Here is a 21297-nt window from a genome sequence, read left to right as displayed (position 1 = left end):
CTTCTCCTCAATTTTATTTTGATAATTCTCTGTAAACACCATATTCAAAATATACTAAATCCTCATATTCTTCATCTTTACCCAGATTAAACATATTTTGCTTATCGTAAAAATTTTCAGCACCTGGTAGTGAATGTAACCCAACTCTTCCAGAGTAACCTAGTTGGACACTTCTAAGTCTTGCAAAATTGAGTAACCTAGTACCAACACCTTTAAATTGGGGCGGTTTTTGTATTGCTGATCGATTATTCGGGGCTGAGGCAATTCCATCCACATAAATAAGCCTTTTCCCAATATTAATACGAGAACCATGAAGAAGAGTTTCGATCATCATTAATCCTTGAGTTTGACCTAAACACTCAACTGCATAACCTTCACGGTTTTCTTGATTCGCAATATATCTTAATTTGAAAACCCAATCCCAATATTTATCCTCCTGATTAAACAATTGTAATTGTTTTATCCAGTTATTAACATAATCATCAATATGTTTTTGTGCTAACTGTACTAAATAAGCTTCAACAGGTACGTTATCAATACCTCTTTTTAATTCAATTTTAAGTTGCATTCTTTGCTCCTTATTTTTTTCATTCTGGAATTTTTACATAGTATGTGGTTTATGAAGTAATTTGTTAATATTTGTAATTCAGGTAACAAGAAAATGAAAAAATTAGCCCGTGCAGGCGGGCTTTGTTTGTATAGCCCCTGAATTCTATAGGACTCCTATCTGATTTTTGAAATACACGTAGGATGGGCATTGCTAGCCCTGTCAAGGTGAGTAAAAACTTCAAGAAATCAATAGCTTCCTCACCTCTTACCTCTGCGTACTCTGCGTCTCGGCGGTTAAATCAATTATTTTTAAACCTTCTAGGCACAGAGAGCGCAGAGAAAAAAGACGAAGAATAGCCGTCTAAATCAAAATTTTATGAGTCACCTTGACAGGGCTAGCTAGTCACTGGTCACTGGTCACTGGTCACTGGTCAACGTTACATTTTCTGTAACCAAGCCGTAAAAAGCCAGATACCGATTGTAGAACTAGGAAAACCTCTTCGCCCTCACTTCCTTACTTCTACATATCCTCAACTATAACATAGCAGAATTTATGAATCACCCGCACCGGACACTTGCTCTTTTTGGAATTGCTGTTTTGCTGGGGAATCTGGTTGCTTGCAGTCAACCTGAAACTACCATGAGTACAAAATTAGCACCAGCAGAAAATCAATCAGTAAAAGCACCAGCATCTAACAAGCAATCTCCAACGCAGCAACTACAACGTGCAGCACTACCAAAACTTTCGGCACCTCGCCCCCTAGCGGCATCTCCCATGGCAAATATGGGAACACCGTTATTGAGTCAAACGTCATCAATTCAGCAGGGCGATCGCGAGGGAAGTCTCAATCGTGAGGGATATAAACACAATGAAGACAATCAGTTTCAGAATGTCAGTGTCAATCCCCTTTCCACTTTCTCGATTGATGTAGATGCCGCCTCATATAGTAATATCCGGCGTTTCATCAACCAAGGTCAACTGCCACCATCCGATGCAGTCCGTCTTGAAGAAATGATTAACTACTTTTCTTATGATTACTCCCAACCTGACGGCGACAAACCCTTTTCCGTGACAACAGAGGTTTCAAATGCACCTTGGAATCCCAAACATAAACTCGTCCAAATTGGTTTGCAATCTCAACGGATTTCTACAGAAAATTTACCTGCTAACAATCTTGTTTTTTTGTTAGATGTTTCTGGTTCCATGGAAGACCCCAACAAATTACCACTGCTGAAATCAGCATTGCGTTTGTTAGTGAATGAGCTACGAGATTCCGATAAAGTCGCAATAGTTGTCTACGCTGGAAATGCGGGTTTAGTCTTACCACCCACCCCAGGTTCTCAAAAAGATAAAATATTTGATGCCATAGAACAATTAGCAGCTGGTGGTTCAACAGCAGGTGGAGAAGGGATTCAACTTGCTTATAAAATTGCTAGGGAGAATTTTCTCAAGTCGGGGAACAATCGCATTATTTTAGCAACAGACGGCGATTTTAATGTTGGTGTAACTAGTGATGAGGAATTGGTGCGTCTGATTGAGAAGGAGCGAGAACAGGGTATTTTCTTAACTGTACTTGGATTTGGTACGGGCAACTTACAAGATGCCAAAATGGAGCAACTCGCTGATAAAGGAAACGGTAATTACTCTTATATCGATAATTTACTTGAGGCGAAGAAAGTTCTTGTTAAAGAAATGGGAGCAACACTTTTGACAATTGCCAAAGATGTCAAAATCCAAGTGGAGTTTAATCCAGCCAAAGTCCAAGGCTATCGTCTGATTGGCTACGAAAATCGACTTTTGGCAGATCGGGACTTTAATGACGATAAAAAAGATGCAGGTGAGTTGGGTGCAGGACATTCTGTTACAGCACTTTATGAAATTATTCCCACTGGAGTAAAAAATGATGTACCGCTACCAAAAGTAGATACGTTAAAATATCAACAAAAAAGTTTGTCAAGTCATGACGAAATCATGCAGGTGAAGGTACGCTACAAACAACCCCAAGAGTCCACTTCTCAACTACTGACTTATCCTGTTGTTGACCGAGGTGTTAAGTTGAGTGAAACAACAACAAATTTTAAATTTGCCTCGGCTGTTGCAGAATTTGGCATGGTTTTGCGAAATTCACCGGATAAAGGAACTGCCACTTTGGATGGTGTTTTGCAACTAGCGCGTCAGTCTCAAGGACCTGATTTGGATGGTTATCGGGCTGAATTTATCCGCTTGGTTGAAAAAAGTAAAGTTTTGAAATAACTATAAATGCTATGAACGAAATCCCCAGTCACTTGATAAACTCTCATACCAACCAATTTCCTGATTTCTCTCAACAGGGTTATTTAATAGAACAAGAGTTAGGACACAATCTTAACTGTGGACGAGTTACTTACAAAGCTATCTGTCTCCAAACTCAGCAAAGAGTTGTTATTAAGCAATTTCAGTTTGCTAAAGTGGGATCGAGTTGGTCGGGATATGAAGCTTTGCAACAGGAAATTGCTCTATTACAGCAACTGCAACACCCCAGAATTCCCAAGTATCTAGCAACATTTGAAACCGATTGTGGTTTTTGCTTGGTACAAGAATATAAAGATGCTCGTTCCTTGGCAGAACCACGGCATTTTACACTGGAGAGCATTCAACTCATTGCGATCGCTGTTCTTGAGGTGTTAGTCTACTTGCAGCAACAAGTCCCTCCAATTATTCATCGCGATATCAAACCGGAAAACATCTTAGTAGATGAGCATCTCAATGTTTATTTAGTTGATTTTGGGTTAGCCAGAATTGGAAGTGAAGACCTATCTGCTAGCAGTACTGTCAAAGGTACGTTAGGATTTATGCCACCAGAGGTGCTTTTTGGTCGGTCGCTGACTTTGGCTTCTGACTTATACAGCCTTGGAGTCACTCTTGTCTGCTTGCTAACACAGACAAAATCAACTCAAGTTGGTAACTTAATTGATAATACTTTTCACGTTAATCTGAACTCGCTTCTTCCGCAAGTTGATTCACGGTTAGTCTGTTGGTTGGAAAAGATGGTTGCACCATCACCACAGGATCGCTTCCCCAATGCTAACGCGGCTTTGTGTCTTCTCAAATCCATCAATTCTATTGGCACTGTACGCACCGATGTGGGGTTCAAAACAGCTAAAGTCGCTTTGCAAAGCTTATGTTTATTGAGTGCGATCGCAATCCTGTCTTGCAATTATAAAGCTGCTATAGAACCTGTCACAATCCACCCAGAAATCATTAATATCCCTACTATTGAAAATCCAAATGATATAAGACAGTTACGGGAATCAAAACACTGTATAAACTGTAACCTTAGAGGAGCAGATTTACGAGGAATGGATTTAAGAAGTACTGAACTTAGGAATGCAGATTTGAGGGGTGCAGACTTAAGGGGTGCAGATTTGAGAGGCGCTTATCTAGTGGGTGCAGATTTAACTGCTGCTAGACTTGAGGGCGCTCATTTGGCAAGTGCCGATCTTACAGATGCAATTATGCCAAATGGGTTGATGTGGGAAATAGGGGAGGATGTACGGCAATCTGGATTTTAAATAAGTCTACCATTTGAAGTTATATAACCCACCTAAAGAAAATGGGCAATGGGCAAGAAATAATTTCTTACCATGCCCCATGCCCATTGCTCTATTTTCCAATCAGTAAATTGCATAAAAAGTTTTACCAGAGGCAAAGCTGTCTTATTATTAGCAATGATGGATGATAAAGCCACTAGTGAAAATAGGATAATAGGGTGAAAAGCCAGCCTCCAAGATACTATAAGCTATTAATTTTTTTCGTTTGCACATTGTTTTTTGTTTTTTCCAGTCAGATAGTCATCGCGTGGAGCAATAGTAATTCAGATGCTCAAGGAACGCGGAGTGTAGAATTGATTGTCGGTGGTGATTTCGTCGTTACTATGAACGATGCACAACCCGTTATCAAGAATGGTGCAGTTGCTATCAAGGACGGCAAAATTATTGCGGTAGACAAAAAAGATCAAATCCTGGCATCATATAAAGCTGACAGGACGCTTCCAGGCGAAGGCATGGTGTTGATGCCCGGTCTTGTCAACGGTCACTCTCATTCAGCAATGGTGCTGTTTCGCGGTCTGGCGGACGACTTAGCGTTGGAAGATTGGCTCTTGAATTATATCTTCCCTGCGGAAGCAAAGTTCGTTGACGAAAATTTTATTCGCATTGGCGAACAACTAGCTTGTTGGGAGATGATACGGGGAGGAACAACGACTTTTGTTGATATGTACTTTAAGCCAGATGTTGCTAGTGAAGTGGTGGATGAATGCGGCTTGCGTGCCATTATTGCACCATCGTCAATAGATTTCCCCAGCCCTAATTTTCAAGGGTGGGATGATGCGTTTGCCGCAGCTGTAGATTTTGTAAAACGCTGGAAGGGCAAGAACCCACGTATTATACCAGCCATTGCTCCACATGCTCCTTACACTGTCTCGCCAGAGCATCTAACACAAGCTATTGAGGCTGCACGTCAATACGATGTCCCCCTGACAATTCACTTAGCAGAGACAAAAACCGAAGTAGAAGATGTTCAACAGCGCTATAACGCGACCCCAGTGCAACACTTGGAAAATCTCGGCTTCTTGGAGCCGCGTGTCTTCGCCGCCCATGTCGTATGGCCTAACGAAAGCGAAATTGCCTTAATGGCGAAACGCGGTATTGGTGTTATCCACAATCCTGACTCGAATTTAAAACTAGCTTCTGGCTTTGCTCCGATTCCAGCGATGTTGAAAGCGGGCATTAAAGTTGGTCTGGGTACGGATGGAGCTTCCTCGAACAACGATCTTGATATGTGGGAGGCAATCCGCCTCACTGCTTTCATTCATAAAGGGACAACTCTCGATCCCACTGCTGTACCTGCTAAGACTGTTTTGCGTATGGCAACACTTGGTGGTGCAGAAGCACTCGGCTTAGCAGATAAAATTGGTGCGATTAAGGTGGGACTTCAAGCAGATCTGATTCAAGTTCAACTTAGCGAACCACATCTAACCCCAATTTACGATGCAATCTCCCATCTGGTTTACACAGCAGATGCCCAAGATGTTGATACTGTCATTGTGGATGGGAAAGTTCTCATGCACAAACGTGAAATGCTTACCCTAAATCCGGATCGGATTCGCCTTGAAGCGACTTCCATTGCCGAGAGGATCGACGCTGAGTTACGACCCAATTAAAAGACGCTTAACTAAGTAGCATTGGCAACCTTCTAACGCCCTTCTCCCTGAGGGAGAAGGGTTGGGGATGAGGGCAATCTCAACGAAAAATTTTCAAAGCCACTGAAATCAGCGTCAGGAAAGTGAGAAATCCGACTGCATCCAATAATGTAGTTAACAACGGTCCGCTAATCAACGCAGGGTCTAATTTTAACCTTTTAAGACCCATTGGCAACACTGTACCCATACTAGCTGCAACAAATACGTTAACTGCCATTACTAAAGCTGCAACAATTGCGACCCATCTCTCTTGAGGTGGCGACCAAATCAACGATAATATACCCAAGGATAATCCTAACCCCACAGATGTCCCCAATCCTGCTAGAATTTCTTTACGAAGAATTTTGAAAGTATCTTTGGGTGTAACTTCTCCTACTCCTAACCCCCGTACTGTTACGGATAGGGCTTGAATGGCAACGTTACCACTGGTGTTGGATAGAATTGGCATGATAACAGCTAAAACTGGTACTACGGAAATGACTTGCTGAAATGGCGCGATCGCACTCGCGGCTCCCACATACAAGCCAATATTAGCCAATAGCCAGGGAAAACGCTTGCGGAGGGTGACTTGGGGGGGTGACAGGGCGGCTTCATCACCACCACTTACGCCTGCAAGTTTTTGAATATCTTCTGTGGCTTCTTCTTCTAAAATGTCTACTACGTCGTCAATTGTGACGATCCCCACAAGTTTATCTTCGCGATCCACGACAGGAAGTGCTATCAAGTCATAGCGCTTCATGATCTGAGCGACTTCTTCTTGGGGGGTTTCTGTTTTGACTTTGACGACGCGATCGCTGGCTACATCTCTGACATAAGCTTCAGGAATGGTAAACAACAACTGACGCAGGGAGACGACTCGCACAAGCTTGCGGTTTTCGTCTGTGACGTAGGCGTAGTAAATTGTCTCTTTATCTTCATCGTAACGGCGAATTTTGTTTAACGCTTCTCCGATTGTTAAGCCTTGCTGCAAGCGGACATATTTGGTTGTCATGACGCGCCCAGCTGTTCCTTCAGGATAGCCGAGAATTGTTGCTGTTACTTGCCTTTCTTCCGGGCTGAGTTGTTGCAACAGACGCTTGACAACTTTTGCGGGTAACTCATCAAACAACTCTACGCGATCGTCCGGACTCATTGCTTCCACAATTTGACAGACTTGCGTGGCGTGAAGTGCTTCAATCAGTTCTTCTTGGACTTCTGAGGGTAAGTATTCAAACACTGCGATCGCTTGATCTTTGTTGAGCAAGCGGAATGCGATCGCTCTTTTTTCGATGGGCTGTTCGACTATGTAGTCTCCTACATCAACAGCTGGTAAACGATTGAGTTCAACTTTTAGCTGGTTTAAGTCAGCAATGTTTGACAGTTCAGCACGTCCTTCCCAGGTGAGCATAAAAACCTCCTAATGTCTCCCTCGCGCTGGGAGACAAACTCACCAAGCGTTTGGGAGGTAACTACTGTGACTACTCGGCGAACTTGTGTCCATTGAATCTAAAAAAATCGACGATAGTACTCAAAGAGGAGTACTGCGTACTTTTAGGTGAGCTTTTAAGGTATTTTATATTACAGCAAATAAAAATTATTGACAAGACTTCTTGCTTAGATCCCCGACTTCTTCAAAAAGTCGGGGATCTTGAGGGGATCTTGAGGTCATGAAACTTTTTGAACCGCAGAGGACGCAGAGTACGCAGAGGTAAGAGAGGCGGGAGAGGATTTATGTGAATAAAGATTAAGTTATTTTTTGTAGAGATTTTAGTTTATAATGTCTAGTCTGTTATCAACAAGTTTAGTATAAAAAATCTATGTAATTCTGATGAATACTACGAGCAATTCTGGGGCTAATAGCGATCTGCTTCGCTCACAACTTGCGAAAGACTATCATCAGCTACCAGTGTTGGAACAAAGTATTGTCCAATTGTTTTCGGTTATTTATGAGTCTATAAATAGAACTTCGTTTTTAGAGTGTTTTACTTATGTTGGCGCACGTAATGAAAAGGGTCAGCTTTTTAATGCTTCAACTTTAAAGCCCTATATTGATAAATTGTTAGCAGCAGGTTTGTTGGTGCAACCAATTGGACAGGGTCCTCAATGTCATCCTTTACTTGTGGAAGTCGCGACTCGTGATGCAGTTAAAGCTGGAAGGTTTGATGCACTGGTTAAAGCAGTGCAGGAAAAATTCCCTGTGAAAACTCGGTGGGAAGATGGACCTCGGTATTTCAAAAGTCAGAGTCAATTGCTGCGGGAAGTCCGTATTGGTCTTTACAGTCACAGCCTCAGTTTTATTAATAAGCAACTTGAAGATTCGGGAAAACTGAGTACACTTTAAATGAAAAAGCGATTTGTGAGTTAGTCGGACATCCTTTTGTTTTTTGGGAAAATTCTCCAACGACTCGTGTAGAAATTGTGAAAGGAGAACCGGAATTGCTGGTGAAAAAGGGGAATGGGGATAAGCTGGATACGTCTTGCACCAAGGGCGATCGCTTAACTTTGGAATTTTTTCCCAAGCTTCCAGAAAAGCAGGAAATCTTGGCTATTAAAGAAACCCCAACTCGGATAAAAGTGATTGAGATTGGTGCTGGACATCGGCGGATTGCAGAAATTCTTGGTAAGGACAATCGGCTGGAAGGCGTGTTTAGCCGACCAAATGGGATTGGGAAAAACGGTGCAAGCATTAGCTGTCATCCTGACTCGCGCTCATGAAGGACCAACCCTAATTGTGGCTCCTACTTCAGTGTGTCTGAACTGGGTAAGTGAAACGCAGCGTTTTGCTCCTACCCTCAATATTATTCAATTTGGCAGTGGCAATCGTCAAAAGGTGTTGGATCGGCTACAGCCATTTGACATATTGATTTGCAGCTATGGTTTGTTACAGCAGGAAGAAGTGGCTGAGATGTTGTCTCAGGTACTATGGCAAACCATTGTTCTGGATGAAGCTCAGTCAATCAAGAATATAGCAACCAAACGTTCCCAGTCTGCAATGAAACTCCAAGGCGGGTTTAAATTGATTACGACAGGAACTCCGATTGAGAACCATCTTGGTGAACTGTGGAATTTGTTCCGCTTTATCAATCCTGGGTTGCTTGGTTCCTTGGAAAGTTTTAGCCAACGTTTTGCTATTCCCATTGAGAAATTTCAGGACAAACAAGCACGTAACAGGTTGAAAAAACTGATTCAACCGTTCCTGTTGCGGCGCACGAAAAATCAGGTACTGGAAGAGTTACCTTCTCGGACTGAAATTACCTTACACGTGGATTTGAGTCGAGAGGAAATGGCATTGTATGAAGCGCTGCGTCGGGATGCGATCGCCAAACTGACGGATAGTGAGGTAGCAGGAGGTCAGAAACATCTACAAGTTTTAGCAGAAATCATGAAACTGCGTCGCGCCTGTTGCAATACGCGTTTAGTTATACCAGATGCTCCACTTCCGAGCGCCAAGTTGCAGCTTTTTGGTGAGGTGGTGGAGGAGTTACTAGAAAATCGCCACAAGGTTTTGGTGTTTAGTCAGTTTGTTGACCATTTGCAGATTATTCGCGAGTATCTAGAGAAGCAACAGATTCATTACCAGTATTTAGATGGAAGTACTCCCGCACCAGAACGCAAAAAACGGGTGGATGCTTTTCAGTCTGGCGAAGGGGATGTATTTTTAATCAGTCTGAAGGCGGGGGGTACGGGGCTTAATCTCACTGCTGCTGACTATGTCATTCATATGGACCCTTGGTGGAATCCAGCAGTGGAAGACCAAGCTTCTGATCGCGCCCACCGCATCGGTCAACAACGCCCGGTAACTATTTATCGCTTGGTAGTAAAAGATACCATTGAAGATAAGATTGTTAGCTTGCATCATCACAAGCGAGACTTGGCGGATAGTCTATTGGAAGGTGCGGAGATGAGTGGCAAGATATCAACTGAGGAGTTACTGCAGTTGATTCAGGAAAGGTAATCGTATCTTAATATTTTACTGATTGGCGACAGAAATAAGTACTATACATATTAAATAGGTACTGAGCTACTTTGTAGTACCTATTTAACGGAGATAAGGTCACTTCATGGAATCGTTTGAACCAGGTTTTATTGAGCACCAACCAATTTCTCAAAATTTACTGCGTACCATCCGGCTGATTGGAGAGTACAAAGGTAAGCAGGAATTGTTTAAAGAACAGTCACCTCAAGTTCTTGAAACCCTGCGCCAAGCTTCAATTATTCAGAGTACCGAGTCTTCTAACCGGATAGAAGGTATTACAGTACCTCTAGAACGAATTAAGGAACTAGTCGCTGAAAAAACAACACCTCGCGATCGCTCCGAACAAGAAATTGCTGGCTATCGAGACGTGCTCAATACAATTCATAGTAGCTATGCTCACATTCCCTTCACTCCTGGGGTAGTGTTACAGCTCCATCGCGACCTTTACCAGTTTACTGTTGGTGAAGGTGGACGGTGGAAGTCAGTAGATAACGTTATTAGCGCAACTTACCCAGATGGTACAAAAATTGTTAGATTTGAGCCAGTGAAAGCTGTTGCAACACCATTAGCGATGGCAAGCTTACATGAAAGGTTTAATACTCTTTGGCAATCTGAAGAGATCGAGCCATTATTGCTGATTCCAACTTACGTATTAGATTTTTTGTGCATTCATCCTTTTAGTGACGGTAATGGAAGGATGGCTCGCCTGCTGACGCTACTGCTTCTGTACAAAGCAGGTTACGAAGCCGGTCGGTTTATCAGTTTGGAACGAATTGTAGAACGTACAAAGGAAAGCTACTACGACACGCTTTACCAATCCTCACAAAGTTGGCATACAGGAAAGCACAACTTATCACCTTGGTGGGAATATTTTCTGGGAGTCGTAGTGTTGTCAGCATATCGAGAGTTCGAGGAACGGGTTGGATTGGTAAGTTCTGCAAAAGGTGCCAAAACCGCAATGGTGCTAGGTGCTGTTAACAATATACCCGGAGATTTTTCTATCAAGGATTTACAAGAAAGATGTCCTACGGTAGGGATCGATTTGATTCGCCGTATTCTCCGCCAAGAGAGAAATGCTGGACGAATGGAATGTTTGGGGCGAGGTCCAGATGCTCGCTGGCGCAAGAAATAGGTACTGTACCTATTATATAGGTACTGGCAGGCGTTCTAGTACCTATATAAAAGTGGACAGCATCATAACCAGCTTGACGAAGCCCTTCAGCAATTAGAGGTGATAAAGCATTATCAATAAAAAATTTCATGAATTAGCTACTAGTAGTGGTAATTCACGTTCTGCAACTACTACAGCAGCATACCGTAAAGCCTCTCTAATATCTTCGAGTTCCAAATCTGGGAATGCTTGTAAAATCTTCTCATCTCCCATTCCTTCCGCCAACATTCCAACTACAGTAGCGACTGGAATTCGTAACCCTCTAATACAAGGGACACCACCCATTTGATTTGAATTCACTGTTATGCGTGAAAATTTCATAGTTTTTCTAGTATTGTAAACGGTATTAATTAGAATAAACGATGTAGCTGATAACTTTGTAGCATCAATCGATTCTATTTTCAGATATTAAAAGCAAAAAACGTTACTTTCGGAAACGGTCATACCAACAGAATCGAAAGGCTTCACCGGAACGCGAGGTGAAGGAGACGGTAACAACCGCCAAACTTTAATTGTCTTATCACCGCTACCACTCACCAACATTTGCCCGTTGGGACTAAAAGCAACAGCATAAACGTTCCCTCCATGACCTTCAAAAGTACGAAGTAGCTTCCCTGTCTTCAAACTCCACAGTTGCACTCTCCGTGCTTGACCCCCACTGGCAAAAACCAACCCATTAGGAGCGATCGCAACACTTTCTACACTACCAAGATGGGCTGAATAATTGTGCAGTAATTTTCCCGTTTGCAAGTTCCACACTTTGATATTTTTGCCATCTGTCTGTGGTAGCGATGGGAAACTATCATCGCCACTGCTATTAACTAGAGTTTGTCCATCAGGTGCGATCGCAACTGAAGTTACTCCAGATGATTTTTGAGGAGGAACAAAACTACGTAACAGTTTACCCGTACTTAAGTTCCATAATGTAATTTTGCCATCATCATGACCTGTCAACAAAGTTTCACCATCGCGACTAACGGTAAGAGCAAAAGCCCCTGGTTTCAAAGTGTGTAGCAACTTTCCATTTGTCATATCCCACACCTTAATTGTATTTGCACTTCCACTAGCAAGAGTTCGTCCATCTGGAGTTATAACAACTGCTTTAACTCCACTTTTATGTCCGGTCAAAGTGCGTAACAACTGTCCTTTTTTCAAATCCCACAGCTTAACTGTTCCATCAATACCACCACTTACAACAGTTTGTCCATCTGGACTGATAGCAATAGACTCTACTCCCGTTGAATGACCGGACAAAGAACTCAGTAACTGTCCTGTTTGAAAACTCCACAGCTTAACCGTCCTATCATCACCACCACTAGCAAGAGTTAGACCATCCCGAGCGATCGCAATAGCGCGAACAGGAGCTGTATGTCCAACAAAAGTGCGAATCAATTGACTGTTTTTTTCTTGAAGTGAGGCGACAGGGTTTTGAGCAATTGAGGCAGAACTAGCATTGATAGGATGAGTCGCAATACGCGAAAGTTGTAGGGGCGCGGAAAGTTGTAGGGGCGCGGAAAGTTGTAGGGGCGCGGAAAGTTGTAGGGGCGCGGAAAGTTGTAGGGGCGCAATGCCTTGCGCCCCTACTAGAGATAGCACTGCCATCGCTTTCCTAAAATTGGGCTTCCGTATCATTCTAGTAGAGAGATATATATCGTGTATCAATTGACTTTATAACTATCCCTCTGTTCCACTGGTCACTGGTCACTGGTCACTGGTCACTGGTCACTGGTCACTGGTCACTGAATCATCCAGCAATTCGGGACACAAATCTGGGTCTGTAGTTCCCTCTTGTGGCAAACCCGACCCCATTGCAGCAATATCTGGGAATTTAGGATACACAGGAGTGACAATTGCTACTGGTGCTTCCCAATCTAAATCTAATGCTTTGTCATAGTCTGGCAAATCATTGTTTGTAGTTCCTGGCTCGGGTTTGATGCTATCGGAAACATTAGCATCTGCATCGTTAACAACCTCTGTTGATGTTTCCACATCTGTTGTGATTTCTTGCGAATCTTGTGGCTGAACGGATGTAGATGAAGTTGCACCTTGAGTTAATAATTCCCGATCGTCAGCCGCCAGTTCATCCCAGATATCTGGCAAAGGAGGGTACAAAGCTTTACCTTGTTTCACCTGCGGTTGCACAACACTATTCACTGTATCTAACTCTCTGGACTGTAGCTCTGTACCAGTTGCGATCGCACCTCCAGCCAAAGCAGCACCTCCATTAACACTCACAAGATTCCCTGTCAATTTGGATAAGAGTGTAAACGGCGTGTTGTGAGAAACTTTTCCATTACGAGATTTTGGGTTTGCAGTATTTTCTCTCAACTGAGATGCTGTCCCATTGTTCCCTTGTTCTTGGAATGAATTGGGAGACAATATTGCTGCTGTTTGGAAATCCTCATCTTTGTGCGATCGTCTTTTATAGGAACGCCATAAAATCAAACCACCTAAACTTAGAGGTACCATTAACCAAAACAGAGATGCTATTGCTTGATTATTTTCACGACGATCGGGAGGAGGTGCAAACGCTCGATGGCTGGGAGAAACCAATTCTCCAGAAGTCTTCGTTGGAATGACAGTATTCGTGGATGGTGGGCTAGGCGTCGCCTCAGAGCTTGGTGAAATAGTAGGGTTAGTTGTGACTGAAGTTCGGTTTGAGAGACTTGTGTTTTTGATAACCGTCCCAGCTAGGCTTTGAGCAACAGTCACGGTTTCACTGTCCCTAGCATTTTCTATAGCTTGCTTTCCTTGAGGCGTTTTGGCAAAAGCTAGAAAACGGCTCGCAGGTGAGCTAGGGTTTTTCTTGTAAACGTATACTAAGGGCAGTGAAAAAGGATACTTGGGGTCTTTTGGCAAAGTCCCATGTATTGGCACAACTCGTACACCTTGCAGTTGCGATACCCGATCTGCCTTGACATAACTAATACCATCTTTACCTAATTGCTTCACCAGTTCTGAGGTGTTTTCTTCAGCTATCTGGATTGCATTGGAACTCTTGGTAAAGTTCCTTGATTTAAAGACAGAGTATCCGCGAATTGCTTGCCACATCTCGCTTGATTCAGGGCGATCGATAAAACGAATCTTACCTTGAGTGCGTCCCAACCGCGACCAGTTTGTCATTCTTCCTCGAACAATTCTGGCAAATTGCTTAATTGTTAGACTACCCTTGAAGGGATTATCTTTACCTACCACAATGGCAATTTTTTCGCGTCGCAAGCGAACTAATTCCAAACCTTGGGCTTTTTCATCTGGTTTCAACCCACGTCCAATTGCTGCTATATCAATACTTCCATCTTGCAGTGCTTTGAGCGCAGTCTCAGATCCACTAGCAGCAACTTCAACTTCTGTATCAGAAAACTGGTTTTCAAAACCTCGTTTCAATGTTTGATTAATTGCTAACATTCTATCCGAACCATCAATCCGCACCTTAAGACCATTCACAGTTTCTGGAAGGGGGGATGATGTTGCCTTAGGAGAAGATTGCGCCCGTGCAAAGTCCGACACGAAAAGAGTTGTTACTGGGGTAAGTATTAATGCCAGCAGTAAAGAGAAACTGATTGTCGAACTATCTTTTTTTTCTTTTTGCCACATATGCCCCATGTTAAGGTAGCGGAATTCAACGGTCTACCAGCCTCACGTGCTATTTTTCCGGGTAAGATGCATTCATTATACAACCCTGTCATTGTTTTTTTCGGTGAGGAATTTACTCATGTAAATCCCAACCTTAGTTAACTTTACACTCTTAGAGCCATAGAAATTTAATACTTATTTTTTCTTAATTGTTTTTTCTTAAAATCTTTATAGAGCAAAAGAGTTCAGTTAACATTAGAAACAAAATCAAAGTTAGGTTAGTTTGAAGAACAAAACCCAACTTCATTAGACATTTGTTAACCTGGTCACCGATCACTGGTCACTGGTCACTGGTCACTGGTCACTGGTCACTGGTCACTGGTCACTGGTCACTGGTTACTGGTTACTGGCCACTGGTCACCGAATATAAAACAAAACCCTAGATTATAAATCTAGGGCATCCGGTGTTGCAAAGATGATGTGCATGACGATTTCTTGTATTAATCTATCCAGTGAGGTTTATAAAAAATCGCCAATTTGGCAAAAAACTTATCTTCATTAATTTTTTGTTTATGCAAATGTTTGAGTCAAATCTGGAATGGTGGGATTTGATGTTGTAGTTCCTGATAGATAAACAAAACTGAGGTCAACTGACGACAGGTAAAGCCTCAAATAATTTTAATTTAATTAACTCTTTATACTAATCCAGACCGCACTGCTTAAAAAGTGGTGCGGTCTTATAATCAGGACTTACGCACTCACACGAAACAAACTGGGTTTCTAGCCAGAGACTCATGGCTGAAACGACAATATAAAAAACGTGTCAAGCAAAACTACCGAATCCGAGAGACGAAAGGCAGCGGGCGCAATGGATACTCACGCGTTGTCTTCACGGGACTGAAGCCCGACCAAATAATTACTAATTCGTAATCAGTCATGAAAAATTTCCTAATTACGAATTAATCATGAATAAATTAAGGAAGACCTCAATTTCTTGATGAAAAAAAGTAAATTGTATTCCAAATTCAAGCCCTCTTCTTCATCAGTGGGGTAATAACACGAATGACTTTGACCTCTTCTTTTCTGTTTAAACTTCTGGTTCTACATTCTGTATTGATTTATGCGTTGTTAGCGCCCGCTGCCTTCTTCACGCATACGAAAGATTATCGCTCATTTTTGTTAGGCTGATTGGCAAAGTAAGCCCAAGTCCCAATAGTAGAAGCTAGAATCCAACCCAGGATTAGCACTGCTACAACTGCCATCATTGAACTTGACATGATTAAACCTCCTGTGAGTATAAATCCTCATTAATTGGTTTGATTCACAAGATCAAGTTAACAAATGTGTTTAAGAGTCGCAACGTTTCTTAAAGAAATTGTATAACTGTCACAGTGCGTAACATTTCACTTATAAAACTAGGTTCCCCGATCGCTCATTGGGGATCGATCTATGCTTTTTGGGCATTGCTCCACAATGACTATAGAATTATGTCACCGGCGACCCTAATTATGAGAAATGAACTGTGAAGCTGAGAAGCAGCTTTTGACCTTATAAAATTTGATGATTGTAAATTTTATGAATACTACCGATCGCCTTCAATCGCTCTTAACTGATTCCCCTGTTGGCACTGTGCTACCTGCGATCGCTCAAACTAACCTTCCTAATTGGTGGCTGGCTGGCGGTGCAGTGCGAAATACTGTATGGAGAAAGCTGTTTGGGGAAGACTGTCAGTTGGTTATCAAAGATTTTGATATTGCCTTTTTTGATGCGGAGGGCGATCGCTCTCAAGAACTAGCCGCCAAAGCAATCCTGACGGAACAATTTCCCAATTACCTATTTGATGTCAAAAATCAAGCTAGTTTTGGTCGTTGGCGTCCCGGTAACAAAACATATGACAGTACAGAAGATGGCATTACAAATTGGTTGCACACTGCTACTACAGTAGGAGTTCGGATCGACAGAGATGGGCAGTGGCAATTCTTCACGCCTTATGGTTTGGATGACCTGTTTAATGGTACTATCCAACCAACAATAGCACATCTTCATAACCCAGATGCAGAGCGTAAAGCATCTGAGTTCTTGCAGAAATGCCCTTGCTTATTACGCTACAACGCAATTAGATAAGGGACTTCCAAATAAAAAAGTCTTCAAATATCTCTTGTGGTACGGGCGACACAAGCCGTCACTAGTATAGTACGGGCGGGGACGCCCGTACCACAAGTAGTGGTAATTTATTTCTTGGAAATCCCTCATACGACAAAGTGCTGTAAATAATTTCTTTGGATACCGCTTGACCTCTGAATTCTTTTATGGTATTTTTGTACTATAAAAGTGTTTAACAGAGCAAAAGATGAGTGCGATTTCGACTAGTTAAATAATTCTTTATTATACCAAATGGAGAGAAAAATTGAATGAAACTGTCTAAGATAGATTTGAGTAATCTCGTAGCGATCGCTCACTCAGATGAATACTTGCAATTGTTAATTGACCGAGGCGACGAGTTTGAGTGCGTAGCCATTCCTGCGCCAATACAAGCTTATGAAGGACTACAGCAATTGAATGCGATCGTTGCTGACTCTCCTGCACTTCCTTCATTACCGGAATCAATAGAGATGTTACCTGTAAGTTCATCCATGGCTAACGCTGTGGGGTACGATTCAAACGAACAAGTTTTGCAGGTCGAATTTCATAACGGAGCAGTATATCAATATTCTGGGGTAGAATCTGACACTTGGGAAGATTTACATGAGGCTGATTCTATTGGCAGATTTTTCAACGAAAACATCAAAGGTAGATATTCATCCGAGCGCATAGATGACGCATATTATACGGATGATTGTTGTTATTAAGTAGAAAGAAAATATCAAAATATTGACGATTTTAGGCGCTCCTTGAATCGCTAATTGCTCTTCATGAAACGCCATTAGCAATTAGCGATTTTCCTAGCATTTGGTAACTTAACAGCTTTTATCCTTCCCTTAGCATTCCACAACCTCCAGCAGCAACCATCGGTAATTGAACGCATACTGTAGTTCCTGTGACTGCGTCAGATTGAATGGATAATTCTCCAGCATGAGCATTGACGATGCGTTTGGTAATAGCAAGTCCTAACCCAGTACCACTAGGTTTTGTAGAAAAAAAAGGCTGCGTTAGTTTTGAGAGAATTTCTGGAGGAATGGGTTCACCACTATTGCACACATTAATGCAGACGTTACCTTGAGACAAAGTGTCTACTTGCCACTTAATGACATCTCCTGCTGAGACTGCCTCACAGGCATTGCGAACAATATTGATAAAAACTTGTTTTAGCTTATCTCTGTCCCCCAAGATTTTGATCGTAGATAACGCTGGCATAAATTCAATTTGCCGTGACAGAGCTTCTGGCATCTCACGAATTAGCACAAGCAACTCACGAATGAATTCATTCACATCCAATTCACTTAATTGCAGCACCTGGGGTTTGGCATAGAGCAAAATTTCACTCAGTAGATTTTCTAGACGACTAGCTTCACCCAGCGCTAGAGATAATCGCTCTTGAGCTGGTTCAGTCAAAATAATTTTCTTAAAATACTTCAATCCCATAATCATTGTCGTTAGGGGATTGCGAATTTCATGCACGATCGTCGCCGCAAATTCACCAATAGCGACTAGGCGTTCCTGTTCTACAAGCTTGGCTTGGGCTTCTAGCAATTGAGCAGTGCGTTTTTCTACCTCAGCTTCCAAAAGTTGATTAAATTCGCACTGTTTTTGGTAAAGATGAAAGTGGTCGATCGCCGTTGCTGCACGTTCCGCAAACAGTTCCACAATTTGGATTTCTTCTGTTGCAAATTCCCTTGCTTGCCTATGAAAAGAGCAAATAGTACCGAATACTTGACCTTCAGAGGTTTGTAATGGTATACCCAAATATGCTCTATACCCAGGTGCAGGTCTGCCATATTCTGGATGAGCCACTGCATCCTCAACAGCTAATGTACGACCAATTTGAATAACTGTAGCAATTAACCTACCATGCAACGCGTAAACACGGGGTGTATCTTCAGCCATTTCCAGACTACTGGCTAGGATAGTTTCAAATCCCTCTTGGCAAAAGGTAACAACCGTCCAATCTACTCCAATCAGTTCGCTGACTCCGCAGGCAATATTATGCAAATAGCTGCCTAGTTCACCAGTGCGATAGTTCAAAGAGGATAAACGTGCTATGATTAGCCGCTCGCGCTGCCAAGGTTGTTGCAACAACAGATCTTCATCATTAGCTTTGCTCATGGATGCTTGTTACATGGTTTAGCAAATTGAATGAATGTATAAGTTTTGGATTTTCCAAGTTTTAATTCTGGATATCCTGATAATTTTGATGAGCCAAATATTACTATACAAATGTGTTATTTATGTAGAAGAATTATGAAAATTTATATAAAGAAATGTAAATTAACTAGTGACCAGTGACCAGTGACTAGTTAATCGCAATACTTTGAAAGTTTAGATTTTGCTGAGAAATATATGAGAAATTTCTAGACAAATTTTCAGCTTTCTAGATGTTAATGCTTAGTGATTAATAATTAATCGATAAATTATTCAAGCAATAATTAGTTTCAGTTCAAGACAAAGATTCCACCGTTAGTTGATGTATTGAGGTATTTTAAATTATGAAACTAGGATATTTACTCACAATGATTCTAGCTGCTAGTGTTATGGTTAGCTGTACAAAAGAAATCTCCAAGAATGAGTTGACTGAAAGTTCTGCTTCAGCAAATAAATCAATTCCGATATCAATGACTCAGGTGAAGTCTCAAACTGCAACTGCTATAAGTTCTGGCACGTTTGTTTCCGGAGAACATACAACTCAAGGCAAAGCTCGTATTACCAGTAAAGATGGGAAATCAGTGCTAGAGCTTGAGCAGTCGTTTAAGACTTCTGAAATGGGACCTGATTTGGTAGTCATTTTACATCGTTCAGATAACGTAATTGGTTCAACTAAGCCACCAGCATATCCTTTAAAAAAAGGAGATTACATTGTTCTTGCTCCTTTAAAAAAATTTAGTGGTGCTCAAACTTATGCGATTCCTAACAACATTAATTTAGCAAACTACAAGTCTGTTGCTATCTGGTGTCGTAAGTTCAATGCCACTTTTGGTGCTGCCAGTTTAAAAAGTTAAATATTGACTGAAATTTGAAAAAAGAATGCAAAAAATCCGTCAATCCAAAATCCAAAATCTAAAATCCAAAATTAAATTATGAAACTACAAGGTAAAGTTGCCTTAGTGACTGGTAGCAGTCAAGGTATCGGACAAGGTGTTGTCCTGCGTCTTGCTCAAGAAGGAGCCGATGTTGTCATCAATTATCGCTCTCACCCAGAAGGGGCAGAAGAAACCTTAGCCAAAATAGAGGCTATTGGCGGTAGGTGTCACATGGCTCAGTGTCCCAAATCTCAAGGCTACACCCTGAAAGCAGATTTGGGCAGCGTGTCGGAGGTGCGTCAACTTATAGCGGAAAGTATTCAGCATTTTGGCAAGCTAGATATTCTGGTAAACAATGCTGGGATTGAAAAACACGCACCATTCTGGGAAGTGACAGAAGCAGATTATGATGCTGTCATGAATGTCAATTTAAAGGGTGTATTCTTTGCCACTCAAGCCTTTGTTCAACACCTGATTGAAACAAAACGGACTGGAAAAATCATCAATATGAGTTCGGTGCATGAGGAATTGCCATTTCCGAATTTTACAGCTTACTGTGCCAGCAAAGGTGGGATGAAGATGTTGACTCGTAACCTGGCAGTTGAATTGGGTTCTTTGGGGATTACAATTAACAACGTTGCACCAGGAGCGATCGAAACTCCCATTAACACCAAACTGTTGAACAACCCAGAAAAGTTGGGTGCTTTGTTGCAGAATATTCCTCTTGGTCGTCTTGGACAACCACAAGATGTCGCCTCCTTAGTAGTGTTCTTAGCTTCCTCTGATGCTGACTATATTACAGGCAGTACTTTTTTTGTAGATGGTGGGCTGCTTTGGAACTATCAGGAGCAGTAAATACTTTAATATCTCACTAAAGTCCAAAATTGCACCAGTCACAAAAGAGCAATTATGACAAACACCCCTCTGTTTATTCCTGTCATTTTGGGTACTCCCCGTCAAGGTCGCCAAAGTGAACATGTAGCCAAATTTATTGTCGAGCAGATTGCGGTACGAGATGATGTAGAAACGCAACTGATTGATATTCGTAACATTCCAATTACCACCAATGACGCAGGTGAGTCTATTAAAGACCCTCAGTTCTCCAGTACTGTTGAACGGGCGGACGGATTAATTATCGTTGCACCAGAGTATAATCACGGTTATCCGGGTTTGCTCAAGCATGTACTTGACACTTGCCTCAAAGAATACATCCATAAAGCCGTCGGGCTGTGTGGTGTTTCAGCCGGACCCTTTGGCGGTACACGGGTTATCCAAAACCTTTTGCCTGTGATGCGTGAGTTGGGGCTAATGACAATTTTCTATGACCTCAACTTTAGCAACGTCCAAAATTTGTTTGATGAATCTGGGAATCTGATTGACAAAGCAACCTACATTCGCCGTTTGGAACGGTTTATGAATGAGTTGATTTGGATGTCAACGGTGCTTAGGTATGGGCGGCTAGAAGTCAACTTGGAAAAGAAAGACAGCACTCAAGTCAACGTTCATGCTAGCAAACCTTGCCCAGAAATGGCTGCTCGAATGGGTATTGATGCAATGGATACTGTCCTTAATGTTAGTCATGATGCCCAAACTGGCAAAGTGGAAGCCACTCCCATCGCTTAAGTGACTATTTTG

18 protein-coding genes and 1 pseudogene are annotated in these 21297 nt (G+C 42.0%); 12 read left to right on the top strand and 7 right to left on the bottom strand.

Annotation, left to right across the window (positions count from 1 at the left end):
- Positions 1 to 13 precede the first annotated feature (13 nt).
- Entirely contained in the window at positions 14 to 568 is a 555-nt protein-coding gene (locus tag WA1_RS47310; protein WP_017745083.1) for a hypothetical protein, read from the bottom strand.
- 534 nt (positions 569 to 1102) lie between these two features.
- Here WA1_RS47310 and WA1_RS47305 point away from each other — a divergent pair.
- The 3 genes from WA1_RS47305 (at position 1103) to WA1_RS47295 (ending at position 5750) form a co-directional block, all read left to right on the top strand.
- Positions 1103 to 2803, top strand: coding sequence for a vWA domain-containing protein (locus tag WA1_RS47305; RefSeq protein ID WP_017745082.1), 1701 nt, complete (start codon positions 1103 to 1105; stop codon positions 2801 to 2803).
- A gap of 11 nt (positions 2804 to 2814) precedes the next feature.
- On the top strand, positions 2815 to 4101 hold the full coding sequence (locus WA1_RS47300) for a serine/threonine-protein kinase (RefSeq protein ID WP_017745081.1): 1287 nt from the start codon (positions 2815 to 2817) through the stop codon (positions 4099 to 4101).
- Between the two features lie 251 nt (positions 4102 to 4352).
- The gene (locus WA1_RS47295; RefSeq protein WP_017745080.1) at positions 4353 to 5750 is read left to right on the top strand and encodes an amidohydrolase; all 1398 of its coding nucleotides are present in this window, start codon (positions 4353 to 4355) and stop codon (positions 5748 to 5750) included.
- A 79-nt stretch (positions 5751 to 5829) separates the two neighbouring features.
- Here WA1_RS47295 and mgtE read toward each other — a convergent pair whose 3' ends face one another.
- The gene (gene mgtE / locus WA1_RS47290) at positions 5830 to 7176 is read right to left on the bottom strand and encodes a magnesium transporter (RefSeq protein ID WP_017745079.1); all 1347 of its coding nucleotides are present in this window, start codon (positions 7174 to 7176) and stop codon (positions 5830 to 5832) included.
- Positions 7177 to 7596: 420 nt separating this feature from the next.
- On the opposite strand from mgtE, the gene WA1_RS47285 reads away from it, so the two are divergent.
- The 4 genes and pseudogenes from WA1_RS47285 (at position 7597) to WA1_RS47275 (ending at position 10876) form a co-directional block, all read left to right on the top strand.
- Positions 7597 to 8109: a hypothetical protein gene (locus WA1_RS47285; protein ID WP_026134845.1), complete on the top strand. Its 513-nt coding sequence runs from the start codon at positions 7597 to 7599 to the stop codon at positions 8107 to 8109.
- 77 nt (positions 8110 to 8186) lie between these two features.
- Positions 8187 to 8483, top strand: a complete 297-nt coding sequence (locus WA1_RS59065) for a hypothetical protein (protein WP_026134844.1) — start codon at positions 8187 to 8189, stop codon at positions 8481 to 8483.
- Positions 8407 to 9723 (top strand): annotated as a pseudogene (locus WA1_RS47280) (DEAD/DEAH box helicase); the annotation flags it as partial. The gene WA1_RS59065 and the pseudogene WA1_RS47280, both read left to right, overlap by 77 nt.
- 106 nt (positions 9724 to 9829) lie before the next feature.
- The gene (locus WA1_RS47275) at positions 9830 to 10876 is read left to right on the top strand and encodes a Fic family protein (RefSeq protein ID WP_017745078.1); all 1047 of its coding nucleotides are present in this window, start codon (positions 9830 to 9832) and stop codon (positions 10874 to 10876) included.
- Between the two features lie 126 nt (positions 10877 to 11002).
- Here WA1_RS47275 and WA1_RS47270 read toward each other — a convergent pair whose 3' ends face one another.
- From WA1_RS47270 to WA1_RS62125, 4 genes are all read right to left on the bottom strand, one after another.
- Positions 11003 to 11236: a DUF433 domain-containing protein gene (locus WA1_RS47270; protein WP_017745077.1), complete on the bottom strand. Its 234-nt coding sequence runs from the start codon at positions 11234 to 11236 to the stop codon at positions 11003 to 11005.
- Positions 11237 to 11323: 87 nt separating this feature from the next.
- Entirely contained in the window at positions 11324 to 12517 is a 1194-nt protein-coding gene (locus WA1_RS47265; RefSeq protein ID WP_066613305.1) for a WD40 repeat domain-containing protein, read from the bottom strand.
- A gap of 120 nt (positions 12518 to 12637) precedes the next feature.
- Positions 12638 to 14509, bottom strand: coding sequence for a substrate-binding domain-containing protein (locus WA1_RS47260; protein WP_017745075.1), 1872 nt, complete (start codon positions 14507 to 14509; stop codon positions 12638 to 12640).
- A gap of 1142 nt (positions 14510 to 15651) precedes the next feature.
- Positions 15652 to 15765 (bottom strand): photosystem II protein, Psb35-related, encoded by a 114-nt coding sequence (locus tag WA1_RS62125; RefSeq protein ID WP_473163458.1) that lies wholly within the window; start codon positions 15763 to 15765, stop codon positions 15652 to 15654.
- Positions 15766 to 16063: 298 nt separating this feature from the next.
- On the opposite strand from WA1_RS62125, the gene WA1_RS47255 reads away from it, so the two are divergent.
- Together WA1_RS47255 and WA1_RS47250 are read left to right on the top strand one after the other, a co-directional pair.
- Entirely contained in the window at positions 16064 to 16612 is a 549-nt protein-coding gene (locus WA1_RS47255; protein WP_033335697.1) for a nucleotidyltransferase family protein, read from the top strand.
- A 287-nt stretch (positions 16613 to 16899) separates the two neighbouring features.
- On the top strand, positions 16900 to 17337 hold the full coding sequence (locus WA1_RS47250) for a KTSC domain-containing protein (protein ID WP_017745072.1): 438 nt from the start codon (positions 16900 to 16902) through the stop codon (positions 17335 to 17337).
- 118 nt (positions 17338 to 17455) lie between these two features.
- Here WA1_RS47250 and WA1_RS47245 read toward each other — a convergent pair whose 3' ends face one another.
- Positions 17456 to 18751, bottom strand: a complete 1296-nt coding sequence (locus WA1_RS47245; protein ID WP_017745071.1) for an ATP-binding protein — start codon at positions 18749 to 18751, stop codon at positions 17456 to 17458.
- A gap of 380 nt (positions 18752 to 19131) precedes the next feature.
- Between WA1_RS47245 and WA1_RS47240 the strand changes: the two genes are divergently transcribed.
- The 3 genes from WA1_RS47240 (at position 19132) to WA1_RS47230 (ending at position 21285) form a co-directional block, all read left to right on the top strand.
- Positions 19132 to 19641: a DM13 domain-containing protein gene (locus tag WA1_RS47240; RefSeq protein WP_017745070.1), complete on the top strand. Its 510-nt coding sequence runs from the start codon at positions 19132 to 19134 to the stop codon at positions 19639 to 19641.
- A 78-nt stretch (positions 19642 to 19719) separates the two neighbouring features.
- Positions 19720 to 20517: an SDR family NAD(P)-dependent oxidoreductase gene (locus WA1_RS47235; protein WP_017745069.1), complete on the top strand. Its 798-nt coding sequence runs from the start codon at positions 19720 to 19722 to the stop codon at positions 20515 to 20517.
- 54 nt (positions 20518 to 20571) lie between these two features.
- A complete protein-coding gene (locus WA1_RS47230; RefSeq protein WP_017745068.1) occupies positions 20572 to 21285 on the top strand; it encodes an NADPH-dependent FMN reductase in 714 nt (237 codons plus the stop codon).
- The last annotated feature ends 12 nt before the right edge of the window (positions 21286 to 21297 follow it).

Origin of the sequence: Scytonema hofmannii PCC 7110, assembly GCF_000346485.2 — a bacterium.
Lineage (GTDB): Bacteria > Cyanobacteriota > Cyanobacteriia > Cyanobacteriales > Nostocaceae > Scytonema > Scytonema hofmannii.
Note: the sequence above shows the minus strand (reverse complement) of the source record. Positions and strands in the feature narration are given on the sequence as shown.